General features: G+C 75.9%; 25 protein-coding genes. 17 read left to right on the top strand and 8 right to left on the bottom strand.

Features of this window, described 5'->3' with window-relative positions; all coding sequences use genetic code 11:
- Positions 1 to 236 precede the first annotated feature (236 nt).
- Entirely contained in the window at positions 237 to 2,183 is a 1,947-nt protein-coding gene (locus tag BLR12_RS20720) for a PucR family transcriptional regulator (protein WP_255363675.1), read from the top strand.
- Here the strand turns inward: BLR12_RS20720 and BLR12_RS20715 are convergent, their stop codons facing one another.
- The gene (locus tag BLR12_RS20715) at positions 2,184 to 3,050 is read right to left on the bottom strand and encodes an SDR family NAD(P)-dependent oxidoreductase (protein ID WP_091382116.1); all 867 of its coding nucleotides are present in this window, start codon (positions 3,048 to 3,050) and stop codon (positions 2,184 to 2,186) included.
- A 104-nt stretch (positions 3,051 to 3,154) separates the two neighbouring features.
- Between BLR12_RS20715 and BLR12_RS20710 the strand changes: the two genes are divergently transcribed.
- From BLR12_RS20710 to BLR12_RS20700, 3 genes are read left to right on the top strand one after another with little or no spacing between them, the layout of a single operon-like run.
- On the top strand, positions 3,155 to 3,733 hold the full coding sequence (locus BLR12_RS20710; RefSeq protein ID WP_176832618.1) for a TetR/AcrR family transcriptional regulator: 579 nt from the start codon (positions 3,155 to 3,157) through the stop codon (positions 3,731 to 3,733).
- 37 nt (positions 3,734 to 3,770) lie between these two features.
- Positions 3,771 to 4,526 carry a DUF5995 family protein gene (locus BLR12_RS20705; RefSeq protein ID WP_176832617.1) on the top strand — a complete coding sequence of 252 codons (756 nt, stop codon included), beginning with the start codon at positions 3,771 to 3,773 and terminating at the stop codon, positions 4,524 to 4,526.
- A gap of 57 nt (positions 4,527 to 4,583) precedes the next feature.
- Positions 4,584 to 5,342, top strand: a complete 759-nt coding sequence (locus tag BLR12_RS20700; RefSeq protein WP_091382113.1) for an SDR family NAD(P)-dependent oxidoreductase — start codon at positions 4,584 to 4,586, stop codon at positions 5,340 to 5,342.
- Between the two features lie 144 nt (positions 5,343 to 5,486).
- On the opposite strand, the gene BLR12_RS20695 is transcribed toward BLR12_RS20700, so the two are convergent.
- On the bottom strand, positions 5,487 to 7,061 hold the full coding sequence (locus BLR12_RS20695) for a helix-turn-helix domain-containing protein (RefSeq protein WP_255363674.1): 1,575 nt from the start codon (positions 7,059 to 7,061) through the stop codon (positions 5,487 to 5,489).
- Between the two features lie 79 nt (positions 7,062 to 7,140).
- Here BLR12_RS20695 and BLR12_RS20690 point away from each other — a divergent pair, with 79 nt between their 5' ends.
- Positions 7,141 to 7,890, top strand: coding sequence for an SDR family oxidoreductase (locus tag BLR12_RS20690; RefSeq protein ID WP_091382111.1), 750 nt, complete (start codon positions 7,141 to 7,143; stop codon positions 7,888 to 7,890).
- Positions 7,891 to 7,979: 89 nt separating this feature from the next.
- Positions 7,980 to 8,897 carry a DMT family transporter gene (locus tag BLR12_RS20685; RefSeq protein WP_091382108.1) on the top strand — a complete coding sequence of 306 codons (918 nt, stop codon included), beginning with the start codon at positions 7,980 to 7,982 and terminating at the stop codon, positions 8,895 to 8,897.
- Positions 8,898 to 8,903: 6 nt separating this feature from the next.
- Here the strand turns inward: BLR12_RS20685 and BLR12_RS20680 are convergent, their stop codons facing one another.
- Positions 8,904 to 9,770, bottom strand: a complete 867-nt coding sequence (locus BLR12_RS20680; RefSeq protein WP_091382106.1) for a universal stress protein — start codon at positions 9,768 to 9,770, stop codon at positions 8,904 to 8,906.
- A gap of 114 nt (positions 9,771 to 9,884) precedes the next feature.
- Between BLR12_RS20680 and BLR12_RS20675 the strand changes: the two genes are divergently transcribed.
- The gene (locus BLR12_RS20675) at positions 9,885 to 10,892 is read left to right on the top strand and encodes an Acg family FMN-binding oxidoreductase (protein WP_091382104.1); all 1,008 of its coding nucleotides are present in this window, start codon (positions 9,885 to 9,887) and stop codon (positions 10,890 to 10,892) included.
- Between the two features lie 5 nt (positions 10,893 to 10,897).
- On the opposite strand, the gene BLR12_RS20670 is transcribed toward BLR12_RS20675, so the two are convergent.
- The 4 genes from BLR12_RS20670 to BLR12_RS20655 all read right to left on the bottom strand — a co-directional run bounded on the left by BLR12_RS20670 (position 10,898) and on the right by BLR12_RS20655 (position 12,880).
- The gene (locus BLR12_RS20670) at positions 10,898 to 11,701 is read right to left on the bottom strand and encodes a DUF998 domain-containing protein (RefSeq protein ID WP_091382102.1); all 804 of its coding nucleotides are present in this window, start codon (positions 11,699 to 11,701) and stop codon (positions 10,898 to 10,900) included.
- The gene (locus tag BLR12_RS20665; protein ID WP_091382101.1) at positions 11,689 to 12,129 is read right to left on the bottom strand and encodes an EVE domain-containing protein; all 441 of its coding nucleotides are present in this window, start codon (positions 12,127 to 12,129) and stop codon (positions 11,689 to 11,691) included. The genes BLR12_RS20670 and BLR12_RS20665 overlap by 13 nt, the downstream gene beginning before the upstream one ends.
- A 175-nt stretch (positions 12,130 to 12,304) precedes the next feature.
- The gene (locus tag BLR12_RS20660) at positions 12,305 to 12,505 is read right to left on the bottom strand and encodes a hypothetical protein (RefSeq protein WP_091382099.1); all 201 of its coding nucleotides are present in this window, start codon (positions 12,503 to 12,505) and stop codon (positions 12,305 to 12,307) included.
- Between the two features lie 72 nt (positions 12,506 to 12,577).
- Entirely contained in the window at positions 12,578 to 12,880 is a 303-nt protein-coding gene (locus BLR12_RS20655; RefSeq protein ID WP_255363673.1) for a hypothetical protein, read from the bottom strand.
- 246 nt (positions 12,881 to 13,126) lie between these two features.
- On the opposite strand from BLR12_RS20655, the gene BLR12_RS20650 reads away from it, so the two are divergent.
- A complete protein-coding gene (locus BLR12_RS20650; RefSeq protein ID WP_091382096.1) occupies positions 13,127 to 15,754 on the top strand; it encodes an ExeM/NucH family extracellular endonuclease in 2,628 nt (875 codons plus the stop codon).
- 86 nt (positions 15,755 to 15,840) lie between these two features.
- On the opposite strand, the gene malQ is transcribed toward BLR12_RS20650, so the two are convergent.
- The gene (gene malQ / locus BLR12_RS20645; protein WP_091382095.1) at positions 15,841 to 17,673 is read right to left on the bottom strand and encodes a 4-alpha-glucanotransferase; all 1,833 of its coding nucleotides are present in this window, start codon (positions 17,671 to 17,673) and stop codon (positions 15,841 to 15,843) included.
- Positions 17,674 to 17,846: 173 nt separating this feature from the next.
- On the opposite strand from malQ, the gene BLR12_RS20640 reads away from it, so the two are divergent.
- From BLR12_RS20640 to BLR12_RS20605, 9 genes are all read left to right on the top strand, one after another.
- Positions 17,847 to 19,553, top strand: a complete 1,707-nt coding sequence (locus BLR12_RS20640) for a thiamine pyrophosphate-binding protein (RefSeq protein WP_091382093.1) — start codon at positions 17,847 to 17,849, stop codon at positions 19,551 to 19,553.
- Entirely contained in the window at positions 19,550 to 20,194 is a 645-nt protein-coding gene (locus BLR12_RS20635) for a hypothetical protein (protein ID WP_091382092.1), read from the top strand. Before BLR12_RS20640 ends, BLR12_RS20635 begins: the two co-directional genes overlap by 4 nt.
- Positions 20,195 to 20,293: 99 nt before the next feature.
- On the top strand, positions 20,294 to 21,847 hold the full coding sequence (locus BLR12_RS20630; RefSeq protein WP_143018828.1) for a putative bifunctional diguanylate cyclase/phosphodiesterase: 1,554 nt from the start codon (positions 20,294 to 20,296) through the stop codon (positions 21,845 to 21,847).
- 189 nt (positions 21,848 to 22,036) lie between these two features.
- Complete coding sequence (locus BLR12_RS20625; protein ID WP_091382089.1) at positions 22,037 to 23,614, top strand: HNH endonuclease signature motif containing protein; 1,578 nt, start codon at positions 22,037 to 22,039, stop codon at positions 23,612 to 23,614.
- 235 nt (positions 23,615 to 23,849) lie between these two features.
- On the top strand, positions 23,850 to 24,122 hold the full coding sequence (locus tag BLR12_RS20620; RefSeq protein WP_143018827.1) for a hypothetical protein: 273 nt from the start codon (positions 23,850 to 23,852) through the stop codon (positions 24,120 to 24,122).
- Positions 24,123 to 24,274: 152 nt separating this feature from the next.
- Positions 24,275 to 24,484: a hypothetical protein gene (locus BLR12_RS20615; protein ID WP_091382085.1), complete on the top strand. Its 210-nt coding sequence runs from the start codon at positions 24,275 to 24,277 to the stop codon at positions 24,482 to 24,484.
- Positions 24,485 to 24,787: 303 nt separating this feature from the next.
- Positions 24,788 to 25,837, top strand: a complete 1,050-nt coding sequence (locus BLR12_RS20610; RefSeq protein ID WP_091382083.1) for a TIGR03885 family FMN-dependent LLM class oxidoreductase — start codon at positions 24,788 to 24,790, stop codon at positions 25,835 to 25,837.
- Entirely contained in the window at positions 25,834 to 26,010 is a 177-nt protein-coding gene (locus BLR12_RS24920) for a hypothetical protein (RefSeq protein WP_218120773.1), read from the top strand. Before BLR12_RS20610 ends, BLR12_RS24920 begins: the two co-directional genes overlap by 4 nt.
- The gene (locus BLR12_RS20605; RefSeq protein ID WP_218120772.1) at positions 26,007 to 26,345 is read left to right on the top strand and encodes a GNAT family N-acetyltransferase; all 339 of its coding nucleotides are present in this window, start codon (positions 26,007 to 26,009) and stop codon (positions 26,343 to 26,345) included. The genes BLR12_RS24920 and BLR12_RS20605 overlap by 4 nt, the downstream gene beginning before the upstream one ends.
- Positions 26,346 to 26,353: the final 8 nt, after the last annotated feature.

Genomic DNA, 26,353 nt, shown 5'->3' with positions numbered 1-26,353 from the left:
TCGGCTCGAGACCCCCCGCCCGGGCCCGCACACCTGCTGGAGGGGGTTGGCCGGCACCCTGGGAGGGGAACCGGCCTACCATCCACCGGGCGAGTGGAACCGGGCTTCGAACCTATGCGGCGCGTCGCACGCCCAAGTATGGCGGATATCGCCAAGAATGGGGCGTTGCGTCCAGGCACTCCTGACAGGGTGCCGCGAGGTGGCCGTGTGCATCGGCAACTGAAAAGGTGTGTGTCGTGACCCAGGGTGAAGCGTCCCTCGTCGTCCCCACGCAGGGTGAGGGCATGATCTCGTCCCGGCGTCACCTGTCGGCAGCGGAGGCGCCGGTGACCGAGAGCCGCGGGGAACGGCCCAGCTGGCAGGAGCGCATGGGCCTGACCCTGGCAGAGGCGCTGCGGGTGCCCGGCCTGGCCGGGACCGAGGTGGTCGCCGGGGGCGGCGGCCTGGACCGCGTCGTCCGCTACATGGTCGTCGACGACCCCGCCGACCCGCTGGCCGTCGCCGGTCCCGACGTGCTCGTCGTCCTCGGCGCCCGGCTCCCGCCGGCCGACGCGGCCAACTGCCGGGCACTGGTCGAGCGGCTGGACTCCATGGGCACCGCGGCGCTGGCCTACCGCGCCGCCGAGGGGCCCGCGCCGGTGCCGCCCGACGTGCTCGCCGAGGCCGACCGCCGCGCGCTGCCGGTGCTGGCGCTGCCCGCCGGGGTGCGGATGGGCGAGGTCGTCTCCGAGGTGCTCGGGGCGGTCGTCGGCAAGCAGAGCGAGGCGCTGGCGCTCTCCAACCGCATGCACGACCAGTTCATCGACGTCGCGCTCAGCGGTGGCGGGCTGGCCGAGGTCACCGACCAGCTCGCCGTCTCGCTGGAGGGCGCGGCCGTGCTGGGGTTGGGTCCCGACCGCGAGATCGTCACCAGCGCCGGCCCGCCCGAGGACGTCGCCGAGATCAGCGACTGGCTGTGGCTGCTGGACGCCGAGGCCGAGGACGAGATGGCGATGATGGCGCCCTCCCGCCGGCTCTCCGGTCTGCGCGCCGACCAGACCGTCGTCACCCCGGCCGACGTGCTCGCCGACGCCGACCTGTCCCCGGCCGACGGCATCCTGCTCGTGCCCGGGCACCACGAGCTGCCCGGCGGGGTGGGGGAGTACGCCGTCGCCCCCATCATGGCCGGCGACCAGCGGCACGGCTGGCTGGTCGCCGTGCACCGCAGCGGTCCGATGCTGGTCGGCGCCGGTGCGGTGCTGGAGCGGGCAGCGGTCGTCTCGGCCCTGTCGGTGATCCGCCAGCAGGCGGTGCACTCCGTCGAGCTGCGCTTCCAGGGCGACCTGGTGCGCCGGCTGGTCGCCGGGGCGCTGCGGCACACCGAGCGGGCGCTGGCCCAGACCCGGTCCTTCGGCTGGCGCCTCGACGGGCCGGTCGCCGTCCTGGTGACCGCCACCGAGACCGCCGCCGACCCGCAGGCCGACCCCACCCGTGCCCTCGACGTCCTCGACCGGCTGGCCGACGGCTGGCGCGCGGCCCTGGAGACCGAGGTCTCCGGCGCCGCGGTCGCGGGGCTGTCCACCGAGATCGTCACCGTGCTGCCGCTCGACGGGCGGACGCCGGAGGAGATCACCTCGCTGGTGGCGGCGGTGACCGGGCGGGTCAACGCGCGCGTGCGCCGCGTGGGGCGGGTGCTCGGCACCGGGATCGGCCGGCCCGCCGCCTCGCTGTCGGCGCTGGGCGAGGCGCACCAGCAGGCCTCCCGCGCGCTCGGTGTCGGCCAGGAGATCCACGGGACCCAGGCGGTCACCCACTTCGACCAGCTGGGCGTCTTCCGGCTGCTGTCGCTCATCCCGGACAGCACCGAGCTGCGCAACTACGTCGACGAGGTGCTCGGCACGCTGGCCGACGCCGCCGACCCCGACTCCGCGGACCTGCGCGAGACGCTGCGGGTGCTGCTGGAGACCAACCTCAACGTCGCGGAGTCCGCCCGCCGGCTGCACTTCCACTACAACACGATGCGCTACCGCATCGGCAAGCTGGAGCGGCTGCTCGGGCCGTTCACGACCGACCCGACGCTGCGGCTGAACCTGCTGCTGGCCCTGCACGCGGCGCGGATGCGCGGCCTGGACCAGCCGCACCGGCCGCCGGTGGACGCCGGCCTGACGCTGCCGCCGGACGACGGCCTCGACGCGCTGGTCTGATCAGCCCGCCGGCAGCCCGACCAGCTCCGCACTGACCTCCCACAGCTCGCGGGCGCGGTCGGGGTCGGCGCTCTCCGGTGACGACGGGGCCTCCACGCCGCGCTCGACGTACCGGCCGCTGCGCCCGGCCGGGCCGGTGGTCAGTGCGACGAGCTGGGCGGCCGCCTGCTCGGGCGTCTGGGCGAACGGCAACCGGGCGAGCAGCGGCGTCAGGACGGCGTAGAGGGCGCGGGCCGGTGCCGGGTAGGACCGGGCCAGCCCGGTGGCAGGCATCAGCCCGGGGTCGAAGACGGCGACCGACAGCCGGGGGCAGCGGCGGGCCAGCTCGCGGCCGAAGTAGACGTTGGCCAGCTTGGACGTGGCATAGGCGCGCTGCCCGGACCCCGGTCGGGGCCGGGCCAGCGCGCGGGGGTCGCCCCAGCGCGGCCCGGGGAACGGCCCCGACCGGCGCAGGGTGCCGAAGTGCGTGCCGCTGCTCACCACCACCACGCGCGCGCCGGCCACCAGGTGCGGCAGCAGCTCCCGGGTGAGCAGGTAGTGCCCGAGGTGGTTCACCGCGAAGGTGAGCTCGTGACCCTCGGCCGACGTGCGGTCGGCCCGGGTCACCTGGACGCCGGCGACCAGCAGCAGCGCGTCCAGCGGACCCTGCGCGGCCGCGACCGTGGCGGCCGCCCGGACGGAGTCCAGGGACGCCAGGTCCATCGGGACGACGTCGGCGCCGAGCTCGCCGGCGAGCCGGTCCCCGGCGCCGGCGTCCCGGGCGCCGAGCAGCACCCGCCATCCCGGCGTCGCCGCGAGCAGGCCGGCGGTGGCCCGACCCAGCCCCGAGGTGGCACCGGTGACCAGCGCCGTCCGCGTCCCGTCCATGACGTCTCCTGTTCCACTCCCGTGGGGGATCCGGGACGACGTCCCGATGTGAGACGGTGTGTCATATCGGGACGGGATGTCAAGCCGTCACGAGGGGAGGGGTCGTGGTGGAGACCGCCGCACAGCGCCGTCGCCGCCGGACGCGCGCCGAGGTGACCCGCCGCGCCGTCGAGCTCTTCGCCGCCCAGGGCTACGCAGCCACGAGCACCGAGCAGGTCGCCGCCGCCGCCGACCTCTCGCGCAGCACCCTCTTCCGGCTCTTCGCCGACAAGGACGACCTGCTCTTCGGCCTCGAGGACGACCTGCTGGCCACCGCCGCGGTCGCCGTCGCCGAGGCGCCTCCCGGACTGGCGCCGTGGGCGGCGCTGCGCGCGGCCGCCGTGCGGATCGCCGAGCAGGTCGGCCCGCTGCGCGACCTGCTCGTCACCCGGGAGCAGGTGGTCGCGACGGTCCCGGCGCTGGGTGCCCGTGCGGCCGCCAAGCACCGGCGGTGGGAGGAGGCGCTGGCGACCGGCCTGACCGCACACCGCGGCGTCCCGGCGGCCGAGGCACTGCTGCTGGCCAAGCTCGCGGTCGCCTGCTTCGAGGTGGCGCAGGCCGACTGGCTGACCGGTGCGGCCGAGGACCTGCCCGCCCTGCTCACCGCCGCGCTTGACCGGCTGCCGGGTCTGCTCGAGGGCTGACCTGCGCGCGCGGCCGCCACCGGGCACGATCGCGGGGGTGACCGCGCCGGTGGACGAGCTCATCGCCCGCATGCAGGACCTGCTCGACGACCTGACCGCCGACGGCGACCCGGCCCGCCACTTCCTCGGTACGTACCTGCGCACCACCGTCGCGGTCGGCGCGGCCATCGACGCCGGCCGGTTCGAGGACGCGGAGTGGGTCACCGCCTGGGACGTCGACTTCGCCGACCTCTACCTCGACGCGCTGACCGCGTACCGCCGCGACCCGGCGTCGGCCCCGCGGCCGTGGCAGCTGGCCTTCGGCGCGCGCCCGGACCTCCCTCCGGAGGCGCACGTGCTGCTCGGCATGAACGCGCACATCAACCTCGACCTGCCGCAGTCGCTGGTCCGGATGGTGCCGGCGGCCGAGTTCGACGACCCGGCGTGGTGGGAGTTGCGTCGGCGCGACCACGAGCGGATCGACGCCGTCCTCGCCTCCAGGGTGGCGGCCGAGGACGGCGAGCTGCACCGGGCCGGGGGACGACGCACCCGGCTGGACCGGCTGCTCGCGCCGGTGAACCGGACCGCCAGCCAGGTGTTCCTGCGCGAGTCCCGGCGCCGGGTGTGGGCGAACGCCGGCCAGCTCGACCTGGCCCGGCGGCGCGGCCCGGAGGCGTACGCCACCCGGCTGGCCGAGCTGGAGGCGGCGTCCGCGGCCCGCGTCGACGACCTGCTGCGCCCCGGGCCGGTGCTGGTCCGGCTGGCCGTCCGTGGTTTCGGCGTCACCCTCCCGCCGGCCAACGCGACCGGCTGAGCCGGGAGAGGCTGGGACGACGGCCGCACCGGGCGGCCGCACGAGGAGGAGGTCGCAGTGAACGAGGTCGCCCGTCCGCTGTCCGGCAGGGTCGCACTGGTGACCGGCGCGTCGTCGGGGATCGGGGAGGCCACCGCGATGGCCCTGGCCGAGGCCGGTGCCGCGGTGGCGGTCGGCGCCCGCCGCCGCGACCGGCTGGAGGGGCTCGCGCGGAAGCTGACCGACTCCGGCACCCGCGTGCTCACCCTGGACCTGGACGTGACCGACGAGGCGGCCTGCCGCGATGCCGTGGCCCGCACCCGGGCCGAGCTCGGCGGCCTGGACGTCCTGGTGAACAACGCCGGCGTGATGCTGCTCGGCACCCTCGTCGGGGCGGACACCGAGGACTGGCGCCGGATGGTGGACACCAACGTGATGGGTCTGATGTACATGACCCACGCGGCGATCGACGGCATGCTGGAGCAGGGCTCGGGCGACGTCGTGAACATCTCCAGCACCGCCGGCCGCACCGCCCGCGCCGGTGCCGGGGTCTACAACGCCAGCAAGTGGGCGGTGAACGCCTTCAGCGAGTCGCTGCGCCAGGAGGTGACCGCCCGGGGCGTGCGGATCTCCCTCGTCGAGCCCGGCGCGGTCGAGACCGAGCTGCGCTCGCACATCACCCAGCCCGAGGCGAAGGCGGCCGCGCTGGCGCACGCCGAGAGCATGCGGTCGCTGCAGCCCGACGACGTCGCCCGGGCGATCCTCTACGTGGTCACCCAGCCGCCGCACGTGGCGGTCAACGAGGTGCTGGTGCGCCCCACCGACCAGGAGCGCTGAGCGGGTCGGCCTCCCGGCCGGCCGGCACTCTCGCGCTGTTCCTGACACCTGCGCGCTGGTGCACCGGCGCAGCGGCGGGAGGAACGGCGCGAGAGTGGCGCAGGGGCCCCGTCCCGGTCCCGCCGGCCGAGCTCGAGACGGGGCCTAGTCGTGGAAGACCTCGATGCGGGCGCCCATCTCCACCAGGCGCTCGTAGAGCTGCTCGTAGCCGCGGGCGATGATGTCGACGTTGCGCAGCACCGACGTCCCCTTGGCCGCGAGCATCGCGAGCAGGATGCAGACCGCCGGGCGCAACGCCGGCGGGCAGACCACCTCGGCGCTGGACCAGTGCGTCGGGCCGCTCACGAGCACCCGGTGCGGGTCGAGCAGCCGGACGTCGGCGCCGAGCCGGGTCAGGTCGGACAGGTGGATCGCCCGGTTGTCGTAGACCCAGTCGTGGATGAGCGTCGAGCCGGTCGCGGCCGCCGCGATGACGGCGAAGAACGGCAGGTTGTCGATGTTGAGGCCCGGAAACGGCATCGGGTGGATCTTGTCGATCGGCGCCTGGAGCTCCGACGGCGAGATGGTGACGTCGACCAGCCGGGTGTGCCCGTTGTCGGCCAGGTACTCCGGCGACAGCGTGTAGCGCAGTCCCATCTCGGCGAGGGTGGCCAGCTCGACCTCGAGGAACTCGATCGGCGCCCGGCGCACGGTGAGCTCGGAGTCGGTGACGATGCCGGCGGTCAGCAGGCTCATCGCCTCGACCGGGTCCTCGCTGATCGTGTAGTCGACGTCGGCGTCGAGCACCGGCTTCCCGCGGACGACGAGGGTGGTGGTGCCCAGACCCTCGACGCCCACGCCGAGCAGCTGCAGGTACAGGCAGAGGTCCTGGACCATGTAGTTGGAGCTGGCGTTGCGGATGGTCGTCGTCCCGTCGGTGCGGGCCGCGGCCAGCAGCGCGTTCTCGGTGACGGTGTCGCCCCGCTCGGTCAGCACGATGGTGCGGTCGGCCGTGCCGGGTGCGCTGACCTCGGCGTGGTACTGGCCGCCCCGCGCCTCGACCTCCAGGCCGAAGGGGCGCAGCGCGATCATGTGCGGCTCGACGGTGCGGGTGCCCAGGTCGCAGCCGCCGGCGTAGGGCAGGTCGAACACCGGCGCCCGGTGCAGCAGCGGGCCGAGGAACATGATGATGCTGCGGGTCCGGCGGGCGGCGTCGGCGTCGATGCCGGCCAGGTCGAGCTCCTCGGGGACGACGAGGGTGAGGTCGCGGCCGGTCGCGTCCCAGGTCGCGGAGACCCCGATCGAGCGCAGCACGTCGAGGATGCGGTCGACCTCGACGATGCGGGCCACGTTGCGCAGCGTCGTCCGGCCGCGGTTGAGCAGGGCGGCGCACAGCAGCGCGACGGCGGCGTTCTTCGAGGACTTGACGGTGACGCTGCCGCGCAGTGGCACACCACCGGTCACCCGCAGGTGCGTGGGGCCGGAGGGGCCGACGCTGAACAGCTCCCGCTCCAGGGCCTCGGAGAGGCGGCCGAGCAGCTCGAGGGTGAGGTTCTGCCCGCCCTGCTCGATGCGGGCGACGGCGCTCTGGCTGGTGCCCAGCCGCTCGGCGAGCTGCTGCTGGGTCAGACCGCGGTGCCGGCGGGCGTCGCGGACGAGCATCCCGATCCGCTGCATGGCGCTGGACTCGTGCGCCCGGGTGTCAGCGGTGTCGGTCAGGGGTTCGGTGGGAGCCGTCACGAGGGGTCACCGTATCTCGTGTGTGAGATAGCGGGGGTCTGGCGCGCCGCGACGGACCGGTCCGGCCAGACTGCCGGGCATGGACGCTCTGGTGACGGGAGCAACGGGGCCGCTCGGGCGGGAGGTGGCTGCCCGGCTGCAGGACGGCGGCCACCGGGTGCGGCGGATGTCGCGGCGGGGGGCCGGTCCGGGCGGGGTCCGCGGGGACCTCGCGACCGGACGTGACCTGCCGCAGGCACTGGCGGGCGCCGAGGTGGTGGTGCACGCGGCCACGGGGATCCGCGCGCGGGAGCACTGGGAGGTCGACGTGGCCGGCACCCGGCGGCTGGTGCAGGCGGTCGACCGCGACCGGCTCCGGCACCTGGTGTACGTCTCGATCGTCGGCGTCGACCGCATCCCGTGGGGCTACTACCACGCCAAGTACGCCGCCGAGCAGGTGCTGCTGGCGTCGGGGCTGCCGGTGACGCTGCTGCGCCTCACCCAGTTCCACGACTTCGTCGACCAGATGCTCGCGACCGCCCGGCGCGGCCCGCTGCTGCCGGTGCCGATGGGGTGGCAGCTGCAGCCAGTCGACGTCGCCGACGCCGCCGCCCACACCGCCGAGGTGGCGGTCGGGCCGCCGGCCGGGGGTGTCGTCGAGTTCGGCGGGCCCGAGGAGCTCACCGCGGCGGAGGTCGCGCGGACGTGGGCGGCGGCCCGCGAGCCGGGCGCGCACGTGGTGGCCACCCCGGTGCCCGGGCGGTTGTCGGCCGCGGTCCGGGACGGCGGCGCGCTGCCCACCCGCGGCGCCCGCGGACGGCGCACGTACGCCGAGCACCTGCGCGCGTAGCAGCGGCATTCCTGCCGCACTCCGCAACTCCGAGGACGACGTCCGGAAACCGCCGGGGTCGAGCGAGGGAGTCGCCCTAGGTTTGCGGCGTGCCCCGATCCACCGTCCCCGTGCTCGCGGCCGTCGTGGTCACCCTGCTGGCCTGGGCGTCGGCGTTCGTCGGCATCCGCGCCGTGGGCGCCGACCTGTCGCCGGGCCCGCTGGCGCTGGGCCGGCTGCTGGTGGGCACCGCGGTGCTCGGCGTGCTGCTGGTCGCCGCCCGGCGGCCCTGGGTGGCGCCCGGCCGGCGCGAGTGGCTGCTGCTCGCGGTGTGCGGGGTCGGCTGGTTCGGCGTCTACAACGTGGCGCTCAACGCCGCCGAGCAGTACCTGGACGCGGGGACGACGGCGATGCTGGTCAACGTCGGGCCGATCCTCATCGCCGTCCTCGCCGGGGTCGTGCTGGGCGAGGGCTTCCCGCGGTGGCTCGTCGCCGGTCTCGCCGTCGCCTTCGGCGGCGTGCTGCTCATCGGGCTGTCGACCCGCGGCGCCGGCGCCGACGTGCTGGGCGTGGTCCTCTGCCTGGTCGCCGCCGTCACCTACGCCGTGGGTGTCGTGGCGCAGAAGCCGGTGCTGCGCCGGCTGCCGCCGCTGCAGGTCACGTTCACCGCGTGCGCCGTCGGGGCGCTGTGCTGCCTGCCGTGGGCCGGGGCGCTGGCGGCGGAGCTCGGGGAGGCCCCGGCCGGGTCGGTCGCCGGCCTGGTCTACCTGGGCGTGGTGCCGACGGCGCTGGCGTTCAGCACCTGGGCGTACGCGCTGGCGCGGACCGACGCGGGGCGGCTCGGCGTCACCACCTACCTCGTACCGCCGCTGGTCGTGCTCATGGGCTGGCTGCTGCTCGGCGAGGTGCCGCCGCCCCTCGCCGTGGTGGGCGGTGCGGTCTGCCTGGCCGGCGTCGCGCTCTCCCGCCGGCGGGCGCGCGTGCGCCCGCCGGCGCCGGACGCCCGGGAGGCGACCGCGTCGGCGTGACCGGGGTCAGGCGCCGCGGGAGGGGACGACCAGCACGGGGCGGTGCGCGCAGTGCAGCAGCGCCCGGGTCACGTGGCCGACCAGGGTCTCGCGCGTGCCGCCCCGGCCACGGCTGCCCACGACCAGCACCGCGGCTCCGCGGCGGGCGGCCTCGTCGGCCAGCGTCGACGCCGTGGCCCGCGGCCTCCCCGGCCGCCCGCTGCACCGGACGGTGACCAGCTCGGTGCCCTCGACGGGCGACGCGGACGCCCCCTGCTCCTCCACGGCGACCAGCAGCCGCTTACGGTCGGGGAACAGCGTGGTGGCCGCGGCGAGCGCGCGGGCCGCGTGCGGGGAACCGTCGGTGCCCACGACGACCGGCCCGGACTCGGCTGCGGCCCACTCGACGGTGGTCAGCGGGTAGGGGACCACGAGCACCGGGATCGGGCTGACGTGCACCACCAGCTCGGAGACGCTGCCCATGGCCCGCATGCCGCTGATCCCGCGCGAGCCGACGACCATGAGCTCGGCGCCGAGCTCCTCGGCCGTCCGGGCGAACTGGTAGCCGTCCCCGCCGAAGGTGCGCTTGACCAGCGGCTCGGCGTCCCACCCGGCAGCCTGGGCGAGCTTCACGCCGGTGCGCGCCATCCGCTCCGCCTCGGCGTGGCCCTCGGTCTCGATCAGCCGGCCGAGCGCCTCGGGGTTGGCGGCGCGGTCGAAGACCCGGTGCCGTAGTTCGGGGGAGGTGAACGGCGGCTCCCACAGGTGCAGGATCGAGGCGGTGGCCGCGGGCAGGAGCGTGGCGGCCGCCTCGATGGCGTTCACCGCGCTGGGCGAACCGTCGTAGCCGACCAGCACGCGCGGGCCCCGGACACCGCTGTCAGGTGCGCTCATGGCGGCATGGTCCTCCGCCGGGGCCGTTCGCGGGAGGGCCCGGAGACCGTCGACCTGCGCTCGAGGGTGTACTACGCAGGGGGCACCGGGACACGGAGCGGGGGAGCGGTGCCGATGGACGAGCAGCAGTGGACGATGGTGGTGGCCGCGGCCATCCGGGCGCCGTCGATCCACAACACCCAGCCCTGGCACTTCACCGCCTCCGGCGACCGGCTGGAGCTGCGCCTCGACCGCGAGCGCGCGCTGCCGGTGCTCGACCCGACCGGCCGCCAGCAGGTCATCAGCTGCGGTGTGGCCGCCGAGTTCGCCGCCGTCGCGCTGCGTGCGGCGGGCGTGGAGGCGGAGGTCGAGCTGCTGCCCGCGCCGGAGGACCCCGACCACCTGGCCACCGTGCGCGCCGGGGCGTCACGAGAGGTCTCCCTCGGGGACGCGGCGCTGGCCGAGGCGGTCGGCCGCCGGCACACCGAGCGGGCGCCGTTCCTGCCGCGCGCCGTCCCCGCCGAGCTGCTCGACCGGTTCGGGTCCGACGCCCGGCCGTACGGGGTCTGGGTGAAGACCGTCACCGGGTCCGAGGAGGAGGTCGCCACCGCCTTCCTGGTCTCCCGCGCCGAGGAGCTGGAGCGCGGCGACCCCGGCTACCTCGCCGAGCTCGAGCGGTGGCTGCGCACCGACCCGGCCGCGGTGGACGGCATCCCGGTCGACGCCGTCCCGGGTGAGGACCCGGCGACGCGGCCGTCCAACTGGCTGGTCCGCGACTTCGTCGCCGGCAGCCGCGAGCCGCACCTGTTCCTGCCGGCGGGGGACCCCACGGCGCCGCCGCCGGAGGTGGAGCGGCCGACGGTGGTCCTGCTGGGCACCCACGGGGACGACCGGACGGCGTGGCTGCTCGCCGGCCGCGCGCTGGGCCGGCTGCTGCTCACCGCGACGACCGAGGGGCTGGCCGCCTCGCCGCTGACCCAGGCGCTGGACTGGCCGGTCACCCGCACCCGGATGCGCGCGCGGCTCTCGCTGCTGGGCTACCCGCAGATGCTGTTGCGGATGGGCTACCCGTCGTCGACGGCCAGCGCCTCCTCGGGACGGCGTCCGGTGAGCGACGTGCTCCGGTTCGACGCGGCCGGCTGACCGGCTCAGTCGCGGCGGCGGGAGGTCGCCCAGGGGTCCTCGGGGTCGAAGTCGTCGTCCGGTTCGCCGGCGGGAGCGGCCGGCCGTGGGCTGGCGGCCCCCGTCGGGCCGGCCGCGGCCTCCAGCGCGGCGTCCCGCTCGCGGGCGCGCTCGGCGGCCGCGGTCCGCTCCTGGGCCCGCAGCTCGCGGCGGGACGGGCCGGGTGCGGGCTCCGGGCGCCGGCTGAGCGACCACAGGCCCGCGCCGGCCAGCGCCAGCCCGACGGGGATCGGGTAGGCGGCGGCGCGCTCGGTGCCGCCCTCGCCGAGGAACGAGGTGATGCCGAGGGCGAAGAAGAGGGTCATCGCGGTGCTGAGCAGACCGAGCAGGGCCAGCGCCGTCCCCAGGGCCTCCGAGCGCGGGCGGACGGCGTAGGCCAGGGCGAGCAGCCCGAGCCCGCCGCCGACGAAGTGCAGCCCGGCGCCGGCCTGGTGCAGGTCCTCCTGGCTGCCGAGCGGGAAGACCCCCACGAGGACGACACCCACCGCGGCCGCGGTCGTGAAGGCGGGCACCAGCTGACCGCCGCGGCCGGCCAGCGCCGGGCGCAGCAGGGCCGCGCCCGCGCCGATGAGCACGCCCTGGACGACGAAGGAGGCGTTCATGAGCAGCGCGGCCGGGGCGCCCGAGGCGCCGAGCTCGCTGATGACGTCGCCGGCGCGGCTGTGGCCGCCGGTCCGCAGCTGGGCGACGGTCTCGGCGACGAAGAACTGCAGGGTGAGCAACCAGGCGATCGCGCCCCAGCGGTAGCGGGTGGGAGTCACACCGGCCATGGTCCCAGCGCGCCCCCGGGCAGGAGCGCGAGGACGGCGGCGTACTGGGCGGGCGACAGCCAGGAGGGGTTGCTGCCCGCGGGCATCCGCAGCACCTCGGCGTCGCGCGCGGCGGGGTCGGCCAGCAGGTCGGCGCGGGCGACCGGGGCGGTCAGGCGGGTCAGCCTCACCGCCACGACCGGGCCGTCGGCCTGGTCCTCGGGCGCACCGGTCACCTCGCCGAGCGCGTGCACGCCGGGTGCGGTTCGGCCGCTGACCCAGAGCAGCACGCGGTGGCCGGGGGAGAGCAGGTCCAGCCGGTAGGAGCGCCGGACGCAGCGGGTGAGCTCACGCGTGCCGCCGGCCGGCCAGCCGGGGTCGATCAGCTCCGGCGGTCGGGTCGACTTCAGCACCCAGCACGCGACGTCCCCCGGCCCCAGACGACTCAACGGGATCTCCTCGGAGCGGGGGACGTCGGCGGCTCGGCGGCGGTCGGGGACGGCACCCGAGCCGGGGTGGACCGGTCGCGGGGGCCCGGAGGGTCCCCCGACCGGGACACGGGCAGCGGCTCAGCGGCGATCGGGGACGGCACCTGGCCGCGGTGTCGGCCGGTAGGCCGACAGATCAATCCGTGGCGGAGTGGACGTCGGCGCCCGCCGGGTCGGCGTCGTCGGCGTCGACCAGCTGCCGCTCGTGCTCGGTGCGGTGCTGCAGCTCCTCGTCGTTGGGGCGGGCGTAGCCGCCGGCGTGCTCCTGGCGGTCGCGCGGCGCGGACTCGGTGGGGGTCATGACGTCGTCCAGGGTGGGACGGTCGGGCTCGCTCACGGGTCTCTCTCCTTCGTCGGGGACGGTGCGTCGGGGGAGCCATAGCCACCCGGCCGTCGCGGTAACCGGTGGTCAGCGCTGTTCGAGGAGGGCGGCGGGCACCCACGCCTCGACCAGCACGGTGCCCTGGGGTGCGGCGACGGCGTAGGTCACGCGGCCGTGCCAGCCGCCGTCGGCCTGCCGCCACTCGACGAGCAGCCCGGGCCAGACCCCGGGGGCGCCGGGCGGGTCGTGCACCCAGCAGTGCCGGCCCCGGGCCCGCTCCGGGCGGGCGCCGGCGCCGCCGACCGGGGGCTCCGGCTGCGCGATGCCGGAGCGGGCCGCTCGCTCGCCGAGGGAGCGCCCGGACCGCCCGGGGTGCATGCCGCCAGCCATGCACGGAGTGTCGCACGACGTCGAACGCACGTTCGACCCGAGCGGCCGCGGTCACCCGGGCCGCTCCGGCCGGTGACCAGGGCAGACGGTCCCCGCACCGTGCGTACCAGGGGTCCCGCCCGCGGTGACCCTGAGTGAGCAGAGCCGCCCGTTGGGCGTGTCATCGATTGGTCACCTACCGTCACGACCGTGTTCACCCGGCGCTCGTAGCGTCCGGGCGTCCCGCCGCTCATCGGAGGTTCCCTCGTGCCATCCCCAGCCGGGGGCCCGGGCCGCACCGCAGCCCGCGCCGCCGTCGGCGTCACCGCCGTCTCCCTGGCCGTCGCCGGCCTGCCCACCGTCGCGTCCGCCGCACCGCCGGCCGGCCCGTACGTCTCCGAGATCCACTACGACAACGCCGGCACCGACACCGGCGAGTTCGTCGAGATCACCCTGCCGTCCGGGACGACGTCGGCCGGGCTGTCGGTGGTCCGCTACAACGGCACCGGCGGGGTCACGTACGCCGGCGCGGGGAACCCGACGGTCCCGGTGGTGACGGCCCCGGCCGGCGCGCCGGCAGCGGTCGTCGTCGAGTACCTGAGCAACGGCCTGCAGAACGACACCGACGGTCTCGCGCTGGTGCGCAACGGCACCGAGGTGCTCGAGTTCCTGTCCTACGAGGGCACCTTCGCCGCCACGAACGGCCCCGCGGCCGGCTCGACCAGCGCGGACATCGGTGTGGCGGAGTCCGGGTCCACCCCGGCCGGCCAGTCGCTGTCGCGCACCTACGACGCCGCCGCGGACGCGCTCGTCTGGGCCGGGCCGGCCGAGGCGACCCCCGGCACGGTCGACGGTGGCGGGAGCGAGCCGGAGCCCGAGCCGGTCGACGTGTGCGCCAGGGCGCCCACGCACGAGATCGGCGCCGTCCAGGGAGCCGGGGACACCACCCCGCTGGCCGGCCAGCAGGTCACCGTGCGCGGCGTCGTCGTCGGCGACGTCCCGGGCCTGTCCGGTTTCCACCTGCAGGACGCGGACGGGGACGGCGACGACGCCACCTCCGACGCGGTCTTCGTCCTCAGCTCCGCCGCGGTCGACGTCGGCGACACCGTCGCGGTCACCGGCCGCGCCGAGGAGTACTTCGGCCAGACCCAGGTCGGCGCGGGCGCGAACGCCGCCGTCTGCGCCGAGGGGACCGGCCTGCCGGCCCCCGCCCCGCTGGACCTCCCGGCCGGCGACGCCGCCCGCGAGCGGCTCGAGGGCGTGCTCGTCAGGCCGGCCGACGCGCTCACCGTCAGCGAGGTCTTCGACCTGGTCAGCTACGGCGAGCTCACCCTGTCCGCGGGCGGGGTGCTCGTGCAGCCCACCGAGGTGGCCCGCCCCGGCCCGGCGGCCGACGCGGTCGCGGCGGAGAACGCGCTGCGCCGCATCGTCCTGGACGACGGCAGCAGCGCCCGGGTCACCCCGGCCACCCGGCCGTACCTGACGCCCGGGACGCCGGTCCGGGTGGGCGACGAGCTCGAGTTCACCGAGCCGCTCGTCCTCGGCTACGGCTTCGAGGCGTGGCGGCTGCAGCCGGCCGACGGCAGCGCCGACGGCGTCTTCGCCCCGCAGGACAGCCGCCCGGCGGCACCCGGCGAGGTCGGTGGCGACGTCCGGGTCGCGGCGTTCAACGTGCTCAACTATTTCCTGACCCGCGAGGACCCACCGGGCCGCGGCGCCACCTCCGACGCCGAGTTCGAGCAGCAGGCCGACAAGATCGTCGCCGCGCTCACCACGCTGGACGCCGACGTCGTCACGCTCATGGAGATCGAGGACACCGACTCCACCGGCTACAGCCCCGGCGACGCCGACCGGGCGCTGGCCGACCTGGTCGGGCGGCTGGACGCCGTCGACGGGCCGGGCGTCTGGGCGTACGTGCCGCTGCCGGCCGCGCTCTACGACGTCGACCGCGACGCCATCCGCAACGGCATCGTCTACCGCACCGACGTCGTCACGCCGGTCGGCGAGCCGCGCGCCGTGGTCGACGAGACCGTGTGGGACAACGCCCGCGAGCCGATCGCGCAGACCTTCACCAAGGACGGCGACGCCTTCACCGTGGTCGCCAACCACTTCAAGTCCAAGAGCCCCGGGCGGCCGACCGGCGACAACGTCGACGCCGGCGACGGGCAGGGCGCGTGGAACGGCGACCGGGTCCGGCAGGCGCAGTCGCTGGCGGCGTTCGTCGACCAGCTGCGGACCGCCACCGGCGACGCCGACGTCCTGGCGCTGGGCGACCTCAACGCCTACAGCGAGGAGGACCCGGTCGTCGCGCTGCGGGAGGCCGGCCTCACCGACCTCGGCGTGGCCTTCGACCCCGGCGGCTACAGCTACGTGTTCGACGCGCTGTCCGGCTCGCTGGACCACGCGATGGCCACCGCGGAGCTGACCGCCAAGGTCGACGGCGCCGTCCACTGGAACGTCAACTCGGTCGAGTCGGTCGCCTACCAGTACGACGGGGACCCGGCGCTCTACGACGACGACCCGTACCGGTCCAGCGACCACGACCCGATCGTGGTCGGCATCGACCTCGACGAGCGTTGCAACGGGCTCGCGCCGACGATCCGCGGCACCGCGGGGGACGACGTCCTGAGCGGCACCACCGGCCCGGACGTGGTCGTGGGCCTCGGCGGGGACGACGTCGTCGAGGGCGGCAACGGCGACGACGTGGTCTGCGGCGGTGCCGGGGACGACACCCTGGCCGGCGACAACGGGGCCGACGTCCTGCTCGGCGGCTCCGGCACCGACGCGCTCGACGGCGGCAACGGCGACGACACCCTGGTCGGCGGTCCCGGCGAGGACGTCCTCGAGGAGGGCCGGGGCAACGGCACGCGGGAGCAGGAGGGGCCGGCGTCCTGAGCCGGCACTGACGGGATCGGCGATCTCGCACGCACCCGGGCCGGGGAGCGTGCGAGATCGCCGATCCCGCCGGGGAAGAGCGGCGGCTAGGAGCGGCCGACCCCCGCGGCGAGGGTCCGCGCGACCGTCGTCAGCAGCGGGTGCCCCGGCAGGTCCTCGACCGGGACCGGCAGCGGCAGCGACCAGTTGGGCCGGTCGGTGGTGCCGGGCATGTTCGGCCGGCGCCGCTCGCCGACGGCGTCGTCCAGCGTGGCCGACAGCAGCAGCGACGGCGCCTGGGCGAGCAGCTCGTGCGCCCGCTTCACCGCCGTCTCCGGCTTGGCGTTCCTCCGCACGCCCGGCAGCTTCTCCAGCAGCGACCGCCGGCCGCGCTCGAGCTCCTCGTCGGTCCCGGTGCCGTGCTCGCGCTGTTCCTCGACGTCCGACCCGGTCCACAGCCCGGCCACCGTCGGCAGGTCGTGGGTGCTGATCGCGGCCATCGCGGTCTGCGGCCACTCGGCCGGCGGGTCCTCCTCGAACCACAGCAGCCGGTAGCTGAGGATGCCGTGCTCGGCCATCGCCTCGCGGACGCCGTCCTCGACGGTGCCCAGGTCCTCGCCGACGACGACGGCCTGCGCCCGGTGGCTCTCCAGCGCGACGATGTCGAGCAGGTCCTCGGCCGGGTAGCGCACGTAGGCGCCGTCCGCGGCGCTGCCGCCCGAGGGCACCCACCACAGCCGGAACAGGCCCATGACGTGGTCGATCCGCAGGCCGCCGGCGCCGGCCATGGTGGCGCGGATCGACTCGACGAACGGCTCGTAGTCCGCGGCGCGCAGCTGCCAGGGGACCAGCGGCGGGGAGCCCCAGTCCTGGCCCTGCGAGTTGAAGGCGTCCGGCGGGGCACCGACCGTGGCGCCCTGCGCCAGCACGTCCTGCCAGGTCCAGGCGTCCGCGCCGCCGCCGGCGACGCCGATCGGCAGGTCCTGGATGACGGTCATGCCCTCGGTGGCCCGCTCCAGCTGCAGCTGCAGGGCCCACTGCAGCCAGGCGTGGAAGGCGACGTCGCGCTCGTGCCCGGCCACGAAGGAGCCGACGGCCTCGCTGCGCGGGTCGCGCAGCTCCTCCGGCCAGGCGTGCCAGTCCGGGCCGTGGACGTCGGCCAGCGCGCACCAGGTGGCCCAGTCCTGCAGCTTCTGCCCCTGGTACCACCACCACTCCGGGAAGGCCGGGTCGTCGCGGCCGGTGGCGTCGAAGACCCGGCGCAGCGCCTCGCGCTTGCGGGCCCAGATCGCGTCGCGGTCGATCAGCCCGCCCTCGCCGAGCGCCCGGCCGGCGTCGGACCCGACGTCGACGGCGTCGGCGCCGGGCACCTCCTCCACGCGCAGGTAGACCGGGTTGCGGAAGCGCCGGGTGGCCGGCAGGTAGGGGCTGGCCTCCTGCTGCGGGGTCGGGGCGACGGCGTGCAGCGGGTTGATCAGCACGAACCCGGCGCCCTGGCCGGCGGCCATCTCGCGGACGGCGCGCAGGTCGGCGAGGTCGCCGATGCCCCAGCCGGCGCGGCTGCGGGTGGCGTAGAGCTGCACCGCCCAGCCCCAGGCGCGCCCGTCGGGCAGCCAGCACCGGCCGGGGGAGACCACCAGCCGGCGGCGCGGCCCGCCGGGGGCCTGCAGCCAGTGGTAGCCGAGCGGGAAGTCCTCGGGCAGCTCGCCGTCCACGTGCCGGGTGGAGCCGTCCTCGAGGGTCACCTCCCCCTCGTCGACCTCCAGCGCGTCGCCGGGGCGGGCCACGATCGGGGCGCGGTCCTCCAGGTCGGCCGGGGGCGTGCCGATGACCTCGCGCAGGCGGTCGATGGTCGCCGGGTCGACCTGGTGTTCCTCGTCGAGGGCGTCGAGCCAGCTGGAGTCGATGCCCCACTCGTCGGTGGGAGGCGTGCGTGTCACGCACCGATACTCCCCAGCGCACCCCCCGCCCACACGGCAGGGCGGGGCGTGGTGCCGGTCTCGTCCCGGCGGCCGGCCTCCGCGGGGGTGACATCGGCGGTCCCGCACCGCAGGCTCCAGGGGCGGCCGCACCGGTCCGGGCGGCTGTTCCCGCGCGACCCGTGGAGGCCTGCATGAGATCCCCCGACCCCGCACCTGCGCCGGCGTCCCCCGCTGACCCGGCCGGCGGGGGAGGAGGCCGGGGCGCCGACCACCTCGTCGCGGCCCTGCAGGACCTCGGCGTGGACACGGTGTTCGGGCTGCCCGGCGTGCACAACCTCGCCGTCTGGGAGGCCGCGGCGGCGGCCGGGCTGCGGGTGGTGGGGGTCCGGCACGAGCAGGCCGCGGCGTACGCCGCCGACGGGTACGCGCGCGCGACCGGCCGCCTCGGGGTGGCCGTCGTCACCACCGGCCCGGGAGCGGCCAACACGCTCGGTGCCACCGGTGAGGCGATGGCCTCGGGGGCACCGGTCCTCGTCGTCGCCACCGACGTCCCGTCGACGCTGCGGCGTCCCGGCGTGGTCCGCGGGGTCCTGCACGAGACCCGCGACCAGGCGGCGATGTTCGCGCCGGTCACCAAGGCCACCGTGGTGGCCGCGGCCGCAGGGGACCTGTACGCCGACACCGTCCGCGCCGGCTCGGTCGCCCTGCAGCCGTCCAGCGGGCCGGTCTACCTGGGGGTGCCCACCGACCTGCTCGGCGCGCCGGCGGGCAGCGTGGCGCGCGCGCCGGTGCGGCCCGCTCCCGCGCCGCCGGTGGACGACGACGAGCTGGCCCGCGCCCGCGAGCTGCTGGCCCGCGCCCGCCGTCCGCTGGTGTGGGCCGGCGGCGGTGCGCTGCGCTCCGGTGCGGGGGACCTCGTCGGCGAGCTCGCCCGGCGGCTGGCCGCTCCGGTGGTCACCACCTTCGGCGGGCGCGGCCTGCTGCCACCGGACCACCCGTGCCTGGTGCCCGGTCCGCCGCACGTCCCCGCGGTCGGCCGGCTCTGGGACGACGCGGACCTGGTGGTGTCCGTGGGCAGCGACCTGGACGGGACGGACACCCAGAACTGGGCGATGCCGCGACCGCCGGCGCTGCTCGCGGTCACCGTCGACCCCGCGGACGCGACGAAGAACTACCCGGCCGACGTCACCGTGGCCGGCGACGCGTCCGCCGTGCTGGGCCATCTGCTCGACGGGCTGCCGCAGCGGGACGGCCTCCCCGGGCTCCGGGAGACCCTCGACGCGGTGGCCGGGGAGGTGCGGGCGGTGGTGGCCGCCGACGAGCCGCAGGCCGGAGCGCTGCTCGACGCGCTCGACCGGGTGTCCGACCGGACCGGCGTGCTGCTGGCGGACATGTGCATCGCCGGCTACTGGGCCGCCGGCTTCGCCCGGGTGCCGGGGCCGCGACGGCTGGCCTTCCCGCTGGGCTGGGGGACGCTCGGCTACGCCTTCCCCGCCGCGATCGGCGCCGCCCTGGCCGGGCGGGGGCGGGCCCTGGTCCTGGTCGGGGACGGCGGCTTCCTCTTCGCCTGCGGCGAGCTGGCCACCCTGGTCCAGGAGGAGCTGCCGGTCACCACCGTCATCGTCGACGACGGCGGGTACGGGATGCTGCGGTTCGACCAGGTGCACTCCGGCGTCCCGACGCAGGGCGTCGACCTGGTCACCCCCGACTTCGTCGCGCTCGCCCGCTCCTTCGGTGTCCCGGCCCGGGCGGTGGACGGCTTCGGCGAGGAGTTCGCGTCCGCGCTCGAGGAGGGGCTCGGCACCCGGGGTCCCGACGTCGTCGTGGTCCGCGCCGCGCTCGTCCCGCCGCCGTCCACCTCGCCCCGCTGGTACCGCCGCCGGCAGGCGGTCCCGTGACGGGCCGCACCTGGCTGCTGGTCCACCCGCCGCTGCTCGGCCCCGCCGTGCTGCAGCCGCTCGCCGCGGAGCTGCGGCGGCGGGGGAGCGCGGTCGCCGTCCCGGACCTGCGCGGGGCGGTGGCGACGGCGCCCGGCTGGCCGGAGCGCTGGGTCGAGGGCGCCGCGGCGGCCGGCCGGGCCGAGGTGGTCGTCGGGTTCTCCGGGGCGGGCATCGTGCTGCCCGCCGTCGCGGCCGCGGCCGGCGCGCGGCGGGTCGTGTGGCTGGACGCCGTCCTGCCGACGGTCACCTGGTCCGAGGAGATCCGCACGCTGACCGCGCCGCTGGTCCGCGACGGCCGGATCGCCGACTGGACGACGTGGTGGGGGCCCGGGGCGATGGCCGAGCTGGTGCCCGACGAGCGGCTGCGGGCGGCGCTGCTGGCCGAGGGGCACGAGCTGCCGGCGGACTTCTACGACGTCGCCGTCCCGGTGCCCGACCGCTGGCCCGACGACGACGTCCGCTACGTGCACCTCTCGGCGTCCTACGACGCCGAGGCCACCGCCGCGCGGGCCCGCGGCTGGACCGTCGTGGGCGACGGCACGGGGCAGCACCTGGACGTCGCCAACGAGCCGCGGCGGGTCGCGGACCTGTTCGGCTGAGCGGGCTCACCCCTGCGGGTGGGCGCCCCGGCCGCCACCTCAAGCCGGGTCCCCGGGCCGTCGAGAACCGAGGGGAACGCACCCGACGAGAGGCCAGCAGTGGACGACGCACCGGCACGGCCCCCTGCCCGCGGCCTGCGGGTCGTCGCCCTCTCCGGTCTGCTGGCCGCCGGGCTGGCCGCCGCACACCTGGCCGTCGCGCGGCTCGCGGACGGCGACCGTCCGGAGGTGCTGCTGCACCTGCTGCTCAGCGGCAGTGCCGCCGCGGCCGCCGCGGCACTGGCCGCCCGCCGGGTGCGGCGCACCGAGGCCGACCTCGCCGCCCTGGCCTTCTCCGACGTGCTGACCGGGCTGGCCAACCGGGCGCTGTTCACCGACCGGCTGGAGCTCGCGCTGCGCCGCACCGCCCGCAGCGGCGGCGAGGTCGCGGTCGTCTTCATCGACCTCGACGGCTTCAAGTCGGTCAACGACAGCCTCGGTCACGCCAGCGGCGACCGGCTCATCCGCGAGGTCGGCCGGCTGCTGCAGTCCGCCGTCCGCACCGAGGACACCCTCGCCCGGCTCGGCGGCGACGAGTTCGCGATCCTCGTCGAGCGCTCGCCCGGCGTGGAGGAGGCCACCGGGATCGCCGAGCGGGTCCTGGCGGCGCTGTCCTCGCAGGTCGACCTGGGCGGGCAGCGGGTGCGCGTCTCGGCGAGCATCGGCATCGCCACCGGGGACGTCGCGGCGACGGCGTCCTCCCTGCTGCGGGACGCCGACAACGCCATGTACTGGGCCAAGGGCGCCGGTCGCGGCCGCTACGTCGTGTTCGACCCGCAGATGCGCTCGGCCGCCGCGGAGCGCCGGCAGCTGGAGGCCGACCTGTGGGCGGCGCTCGCCGGTGGGCAGTTCCGGCTGGTCTACCAGCCCGTCGTCGACCTGAGCAGCGAGCGGGTGACCGGCTTCGAGGCGCTGCTGCGCTGGGACCACCCGGCGCTCGGCGTCGTCCTGCCCGAGCGGTTCCTGCCGGTGGCCGAGGAGATCGGCTTGGTGCCCGACATCGGCCGGTGGGTCGTCGCCGAGGCGTGCGCCGCCGCGGCCGCCTGGCGCCGCGACCACCCCGCGGCGGCCGACCTGTCGATGGCGGTCAACGTCTCGCCGTCCCAGCTCGGGTCACCCGGGCTGCTCGACGACGTCCGGACGGCGCTCGCGGCCAGTGGGCTGCCGCCGTCGGCGCTGGTGCTCGAGCTGACCGAGTCGGTGCTGGTGCGCGACCCGGTCGTGGCCGCCGAGCGGCTGCACGAGCTGCGCGGCCTGGGCGTGAAGGTGGCCCTCGACGACTTCGGCACCGGCTACTCGTCGCTGTCGCACCTGCGCCAGTTCGCCGTCGACATCCTCAAGATCGACCGGTCGTTCGTCAGCACCATCGACGACGCCGAGACGATGCCGGCCATCCTGCGCGGGCTGATCAACCTCGGGCACACCCTCGACCTGGAGATCGTCGCCGAGGGCATCGAACAGGAGCGCCAGCGCACCCACCTGCGGGACGGGCACGTGGCCCTGGCGCAGGGCTACCTGTTCGCCGCGCCGCTGGAGCACACCGACGCCGAGCTGCTGCTGCTCGGTGGCGCCAGCACGCCCACCGAGGGGACCGGTACCGCCGCGTCGGCCTGACCCGCTGCCCCCGCCACTCGCAGGCTCGCGGCGGGACCCTGCAGGGAGCCGCCGTGATCATGGGGTTGTTGCTGCCCGTCACGGCGTGTTCGCGCGTGTCGCCGGCCACAACCCCATGATCAACGTCTTTGCGGGCGTCTTCGCTGGTCAGCGGCGGAAAGTGTCGTACCCCCGCCCTAGGTTGGGGGCATGTTCTTCGGCGGGGGGTTCGGGGTCGGGCTGACGGTGGCCGACCTGGCGCCGCCTGCCGTCGGTCCGCCGGGGACCGGGTCGCCGGTGCTGGCCGAGGTGCTGCCGGTCTACGCCCGCACGCCGGTGGAGAAGGCCGCGGAGCTGGAGCGGGTGCAGCGGGTCAAGGCCGAGCTGGCCGCCTACGAGGTGGAGCTGGTCGCCGCGTTCGCCGCCGACCGCCCGGACTCCCTCGACCGTCAACCCGGCCAGCGGGGTGCCCCCGCCGAGGACGGCTCGGTGCCCGGCCCCGGTGCGCCCGCGGGAGTGTCGGAGTTCTTCGCCGACGAGCTGGCGCTGGTACTCAACTGCTCCCGGACGGCGGCCAGCGTGCTCACCGAGCACGCCTCCACCCTCACCGGCACGCTGCGCGCCACGCTGGCCGCGCTCGCGCAGGGCCGGCTGGACTGGTCCCGCGCCCGCACCATCGCCGAGGAACTCGGCGAGAAGGTGCGCGGCACCCACCCGCAGGTGCTCGCCGCGGTGCAGGCCGCGGTGCTGCCCGAGGCGATGTCGCTGTCGGTGCGCCGGCTGCGGGACCGGCTGCGCGCCGAGCTGGCCGCCCGGGACGCCGCCGCGGTCGACCGGGCCCGGGCGCGCGCCCAGCGCGCGGTGGACGTGCGCCGCCGCCCGGTCGCCGACGGGGTCAGCGAGCTGGTCGCCGGGATGACCGACGAACTCGCCGCCGCCTGCCAGACGGTGATCGACGACCTCGCGCACCGGGCCAAGACCGCCGGCGACGCCCGCCCGATCGGCATGCTGCGCTCCGGGGTGCTGGCCGACCTGATCCTGCGCCCCTGGGCCGCACCCCAGCCGGTCACCGCCCAGATCGAGGTGCAGGTGCCCCTCGGTGCCCTCGCCGCGGACCGGTTCCCGGCCGCCGGCGCCCCGCTGCCGGCGGCGTTCACCCGCCCCGGCGCGGTCGCGCAGCCCACCGGCACGGTGGCCGGGGTGCCGATCACCGCCGCGCACGTCCGCGGCCTGCTCGCCCAGCTCGACGCCATCGGCCTGAGCGCCCCGCCCGGCGGGACGCTGCAGTTCTCCTTCCTCGACGACCGCGGCGCGCTGACCGCGGTGGCCACCCTGCGCGAGCTGCGCGCCGCCGCCCGCCGCGGCTGCCCGACCCACCCGGCGGCCGGCTGCGGCTGCCCGGTCATCGACCGGCCACCGCCGACCGGCGCCTACACCCCCACCCCCGCCCAGCAGCGCTTCCTCCGCACCCGGGACCGCACCTGCCGCCACCCCGGCTGCACCAACAAAGCGGTGTGGGCCGACGCCGACCACGTCATCCCCCACGCCACCGGCGGCGCGACCGACTGCGCCAACCTGTGCTGCCTGTGCCGCCGCCACCACCGGCTCAAGACCTTCGCCCCCGGCTGGATCTACACCATGACCGCCGATGGGATCCTGACGGTGACGACCCCGAGCGGGGTGACCCGCACCAGCCGGCCACCCGGCCTGCAGCTCACCGGACCCCGCGTGCTCACCCGCCCACCCGACCAGCCACCTGACCCCACCGACGACCCACCACCCTTCTAGAGCTCGTCCTGCGGATCATGTCGCCCCGAAGGCGGCTTGAGGGACAACCCTCCTCATGCGCCGGGGTGGACTATCTGCGTAGATAGGGCTGAGTGCGCCCCGCCGGTCATTCCGTGGAGGCGTGCGCCCCGGAGCGGCCTACTAGGCCATACCACCACTCCCGAGCCTGCGGATCGCGGCCAGCGGATCGGTCGTCGTTCGTCAACGAGAGCGCCTCCTGGGGTAGCGTCGAGGAGTGGCCGACGTGACGCTCCTGCTCTTGCTCGTCGCCCTATTCATCGGAATCCCCGCCGGTTTTCTATGGCTTGCAAGACGGGGTCGGCAACGCCGCATCCCGGGCTCGGTTCTGAGCACGTTCGACGAGGTCTTCAATCCGGCCGCCAGCAACTCATCCATCGAGTTGCAGCTCCATGTCGAGCGCGGGACCCCGGCGCCCGGCGACAGCCCCTCAACCCGGGCTCACCACGCCGAGGCCCTCTTGCCGCAATCTGAATCGCGTAGCCGGTAGCAGGTCAGAACCACCGGTCGGCGTCTCGCGGTGTCCCTTAGTGAGCCGATCAGGGACACCGAACGGCTTGCCGCAAGGCGACGTCGGTGACGTCCGAGCGACCCGGGAGTCGCTGCATCGGATGAGCCGGGCGCGACAGATACCTTCGGGCGATGCGCGACGAAGAACATCTCATAATGTCCGAGCCCCGACTGAAACCCTGGGACCTGAGACTCGTCGCCTTCACCGCGACAGCGGTCGCGATGTACGCCATTGCCTTCCGCCTGCACATCGCTTGGTTCATCACCCCGGCTGTCATCGTGGGACTCTGCTCCGTCGGTGAGTGGGCGATGCAACGCAGGCAAGGACGGCCCAGGTCCTGAGACCCTTCTCGTCTCCCTCGGTGGGCCGCTCCGCGACACGGACGGCGGTGCTGGCGCACGGGAACCGCAGGACAGGCCTCGTGGCCTCGACCCTGCTCCGCGGCGAACACGCCAGCCCGCCGTGGGGCGACTGGCGACGTCGCAGGCCGGTCGTATGGGGACCCGGAGCAGATCCGTGGGCGGAGCGAGGTCGGACCCCGGAGCCGGTCCGAGGGGGACCGCACCAGTGCGGGACCGACCCCGCACCCGGACCGGCCCACGACGTCGCAGGTAGGAGCTGCGGCGGCGGGGTAGGGGCCGGTCATGACGGTGATCGGGTTCCACAACTCGCACGAGCAGGTGCACCCCGCCGAACTGCTGCGCGCGGTCCAGCACGCCGAGGAGGTCGGTTTCACCGCGGCGATGTGCTCCGACCACTTCGCCCCCTGGAACAAGGCCCAGGGGCACTCCGGCTTCGCCTGGTCCTGGCTGGGCGCCGCGCTGGCCACCACGAACCTGCCGCTCGGTGTGGTGAACGCGCCGGGGCAGCGCTACCACCCGGCGATCATCGCCCAGGGTGCCGCGACGCTGGCGGCGATGTTCCCCGGGCGCTTCTGGATGGCGCTGGGCAGCGGTCAGGTGATGAACGAGCGCATCACCGGTGAGCCGTGGCCGCCCAAGCGGGTCCGCGACGCGCGGCTGCGCGAGTGCGTGGACGTCATCCGCGCCCTGCTGGCCGGCGAGGAGGTGACCCACCGCGGGCTGGTCGACGTCGAGCGGGCGAAGATCTGGTCACTGCCGGACCAGCAGCCCGCCCTCTTCGGCCCGGTGATGAGCGTGCCGACGGCCCGGCGGCACGCCGACTGGGCCGACGGCTTCATCACCATCAACCAGCCGCACGAGACGCTGCGCGAACTGACCGGCGCCTACCGGGACGCCGGCGGACGCGGCCGGCTCGCGCTCCAGGTGCACCTGTGCTGGGACCCCGACCCGGACCGCGCCAGGGCCATCGCCTACGAGCAGTGGCGCACCAACACGTTCCCGCCGCCGCTGTGCTGGGACATCGACGGGCCGGAGGCCTTCGAGCAGGCCAGCCAGCACGTGCCGCAGGCGGCGGTCGAGGGGGCCGTGCTGGTCAGCTCCGACCTCGGGCAGCACGCCGCCTGGCTGGCCGGGTACGCCGAGCTCGGCTTCGACGAGATCTACCTGCACCACGTCGGCAAGGAGCAGCTGCCGTTCCTCGACGCCTTCGGCGAGCACGTCCTGCCGCAGCTCGGCGTCAGCCGCCCCGCCCCGGCGGTCGCCCTGGACCCGGCCGGTCCGCCGCAGCCGCGCCGTCCCCACCAGGAGCCGCAGCCGGCCGGCCTCCCGTGAGCGGTGGGGTCACCGTCCGGATCGTCCGGGAGGACGACGTCCCCGCGCTGACCGCGCTGCTCACGGCCGACCGCGAGCACCTGGCGCCGTGGGACCCGCAGCGCCCCGACGACTACTGGACCGAGGCGTTCCAGCGGCAGGACACCGCCAGGACCGGGCGATCCCCGGCGTGATCGTCGAGGACGGCCGGCTCGTCGGGCAGGTCACCGTCGCCGACGTCGCCCGCGGGCCGCTGCAGTCCGGCACCCTCGGGTACCGGGTGGCCGGGCACGCCACCCGCCGCAGCGTGGCCACGGCCGCCGCGGCCGCGATGGTCCGCACCGCCTTCGACGAGGCCGGGCTGCACCGCCTGGAGGCCGGCACCCTGCCGCACGACACCGCGTCCCAGCGGGTCCCGGCGCGCACCGGCTCCCAGCGGTTCGGGTACGCGCCGCGGTACCTGCGCATCGCGGGGGAGCGGCGGGACCACGTGCTCTTCCAGCTGCTGGACGAGCCCGGGATGCGGTAGGGACGACG

The organism is Geodermatophilus sp. DSM 45219, assembly GCF_900104025.1.
Lineage (GTDB): Bacteria > Actinomycetota > Actinomycetes > Mycobacteriales > Geodermatophilaceae > Geodermatophilus.
Note: the sequence above shows the minus strand (reverse complement) of the source record. Positions and strands in the feature narration are given on the sequence as shown.

Coding starts and splice junctions, on each gene's coding strand:
- BLR12_RS20680 (WP_091382106.1), bottom strand. CDS start 9,770: ATGAGCGCACCTGACAGCGGTGTCCGGGGCCCGCGCGTGCTGGTCGGC.
- BLR12_RS20655 (WP_255363673.1), bottom strand. CDS start 12,880: ATGGCTGGCGGCATGCACCCCGGGCGGTCCGGGCGCTCCCTCGGCGAG.
- BLR12_RS20675 (WP_091382104.1), top strand. CDS start 9,885: ATGGACGAGCAGCAGTGGACGATGGTGGTGGCCGCGGCCATCCGGGCG.
- BLR12_RS20610 (WP_091382083.1), top strand. CDS start 24,788: ATGACGGTGATCGGGTTCCACAACTCGCACGAGCAGGTGCACCCCGCC.
- BLR12_RS20640 (WP_091382093.1), top strand. CDS start 17,847: ATGAGATCCCCCGACCCCGCACCTGCGCCGGCGTCCCCCGCTGACCCG.
- BLR12_RS20715 (WP_091382116.1), bottom strand. CDS start 3,050: ATGGACGGGACGCGGACGGCGCTGGTCACCGGTGCCACCTCGGGGCTG.
- BLR12_RS20670 (WP_091382102.1), bottom strand. CDS start 11,701: ATGGCCGGTGTGACTCCCACCCGCTACCGCTGGGGCGCGATCGCCTGG.
- BLR12_RS20615 (WP_091382085.1), top strand. CDS start 24,275: ATGCGCGACGAAGAACATCTCATAATGTCCGAGCCCCGACTGAAACCC.
- BLR12_RS20625 (WP_091382089.1), top strand. CDS start 22,037: ATGTTCTTCGGCGGGGGGTTCGGGGTCGGGCTGACGGTGGCCGACCTG.
- BLR12_RS20690 (WP_091382111.1), top strand. CDS start 7,141: ATGGACGCTCTGGTGACGGGAGCAACGGGGCCGCTCGGGCGGGAGGTG.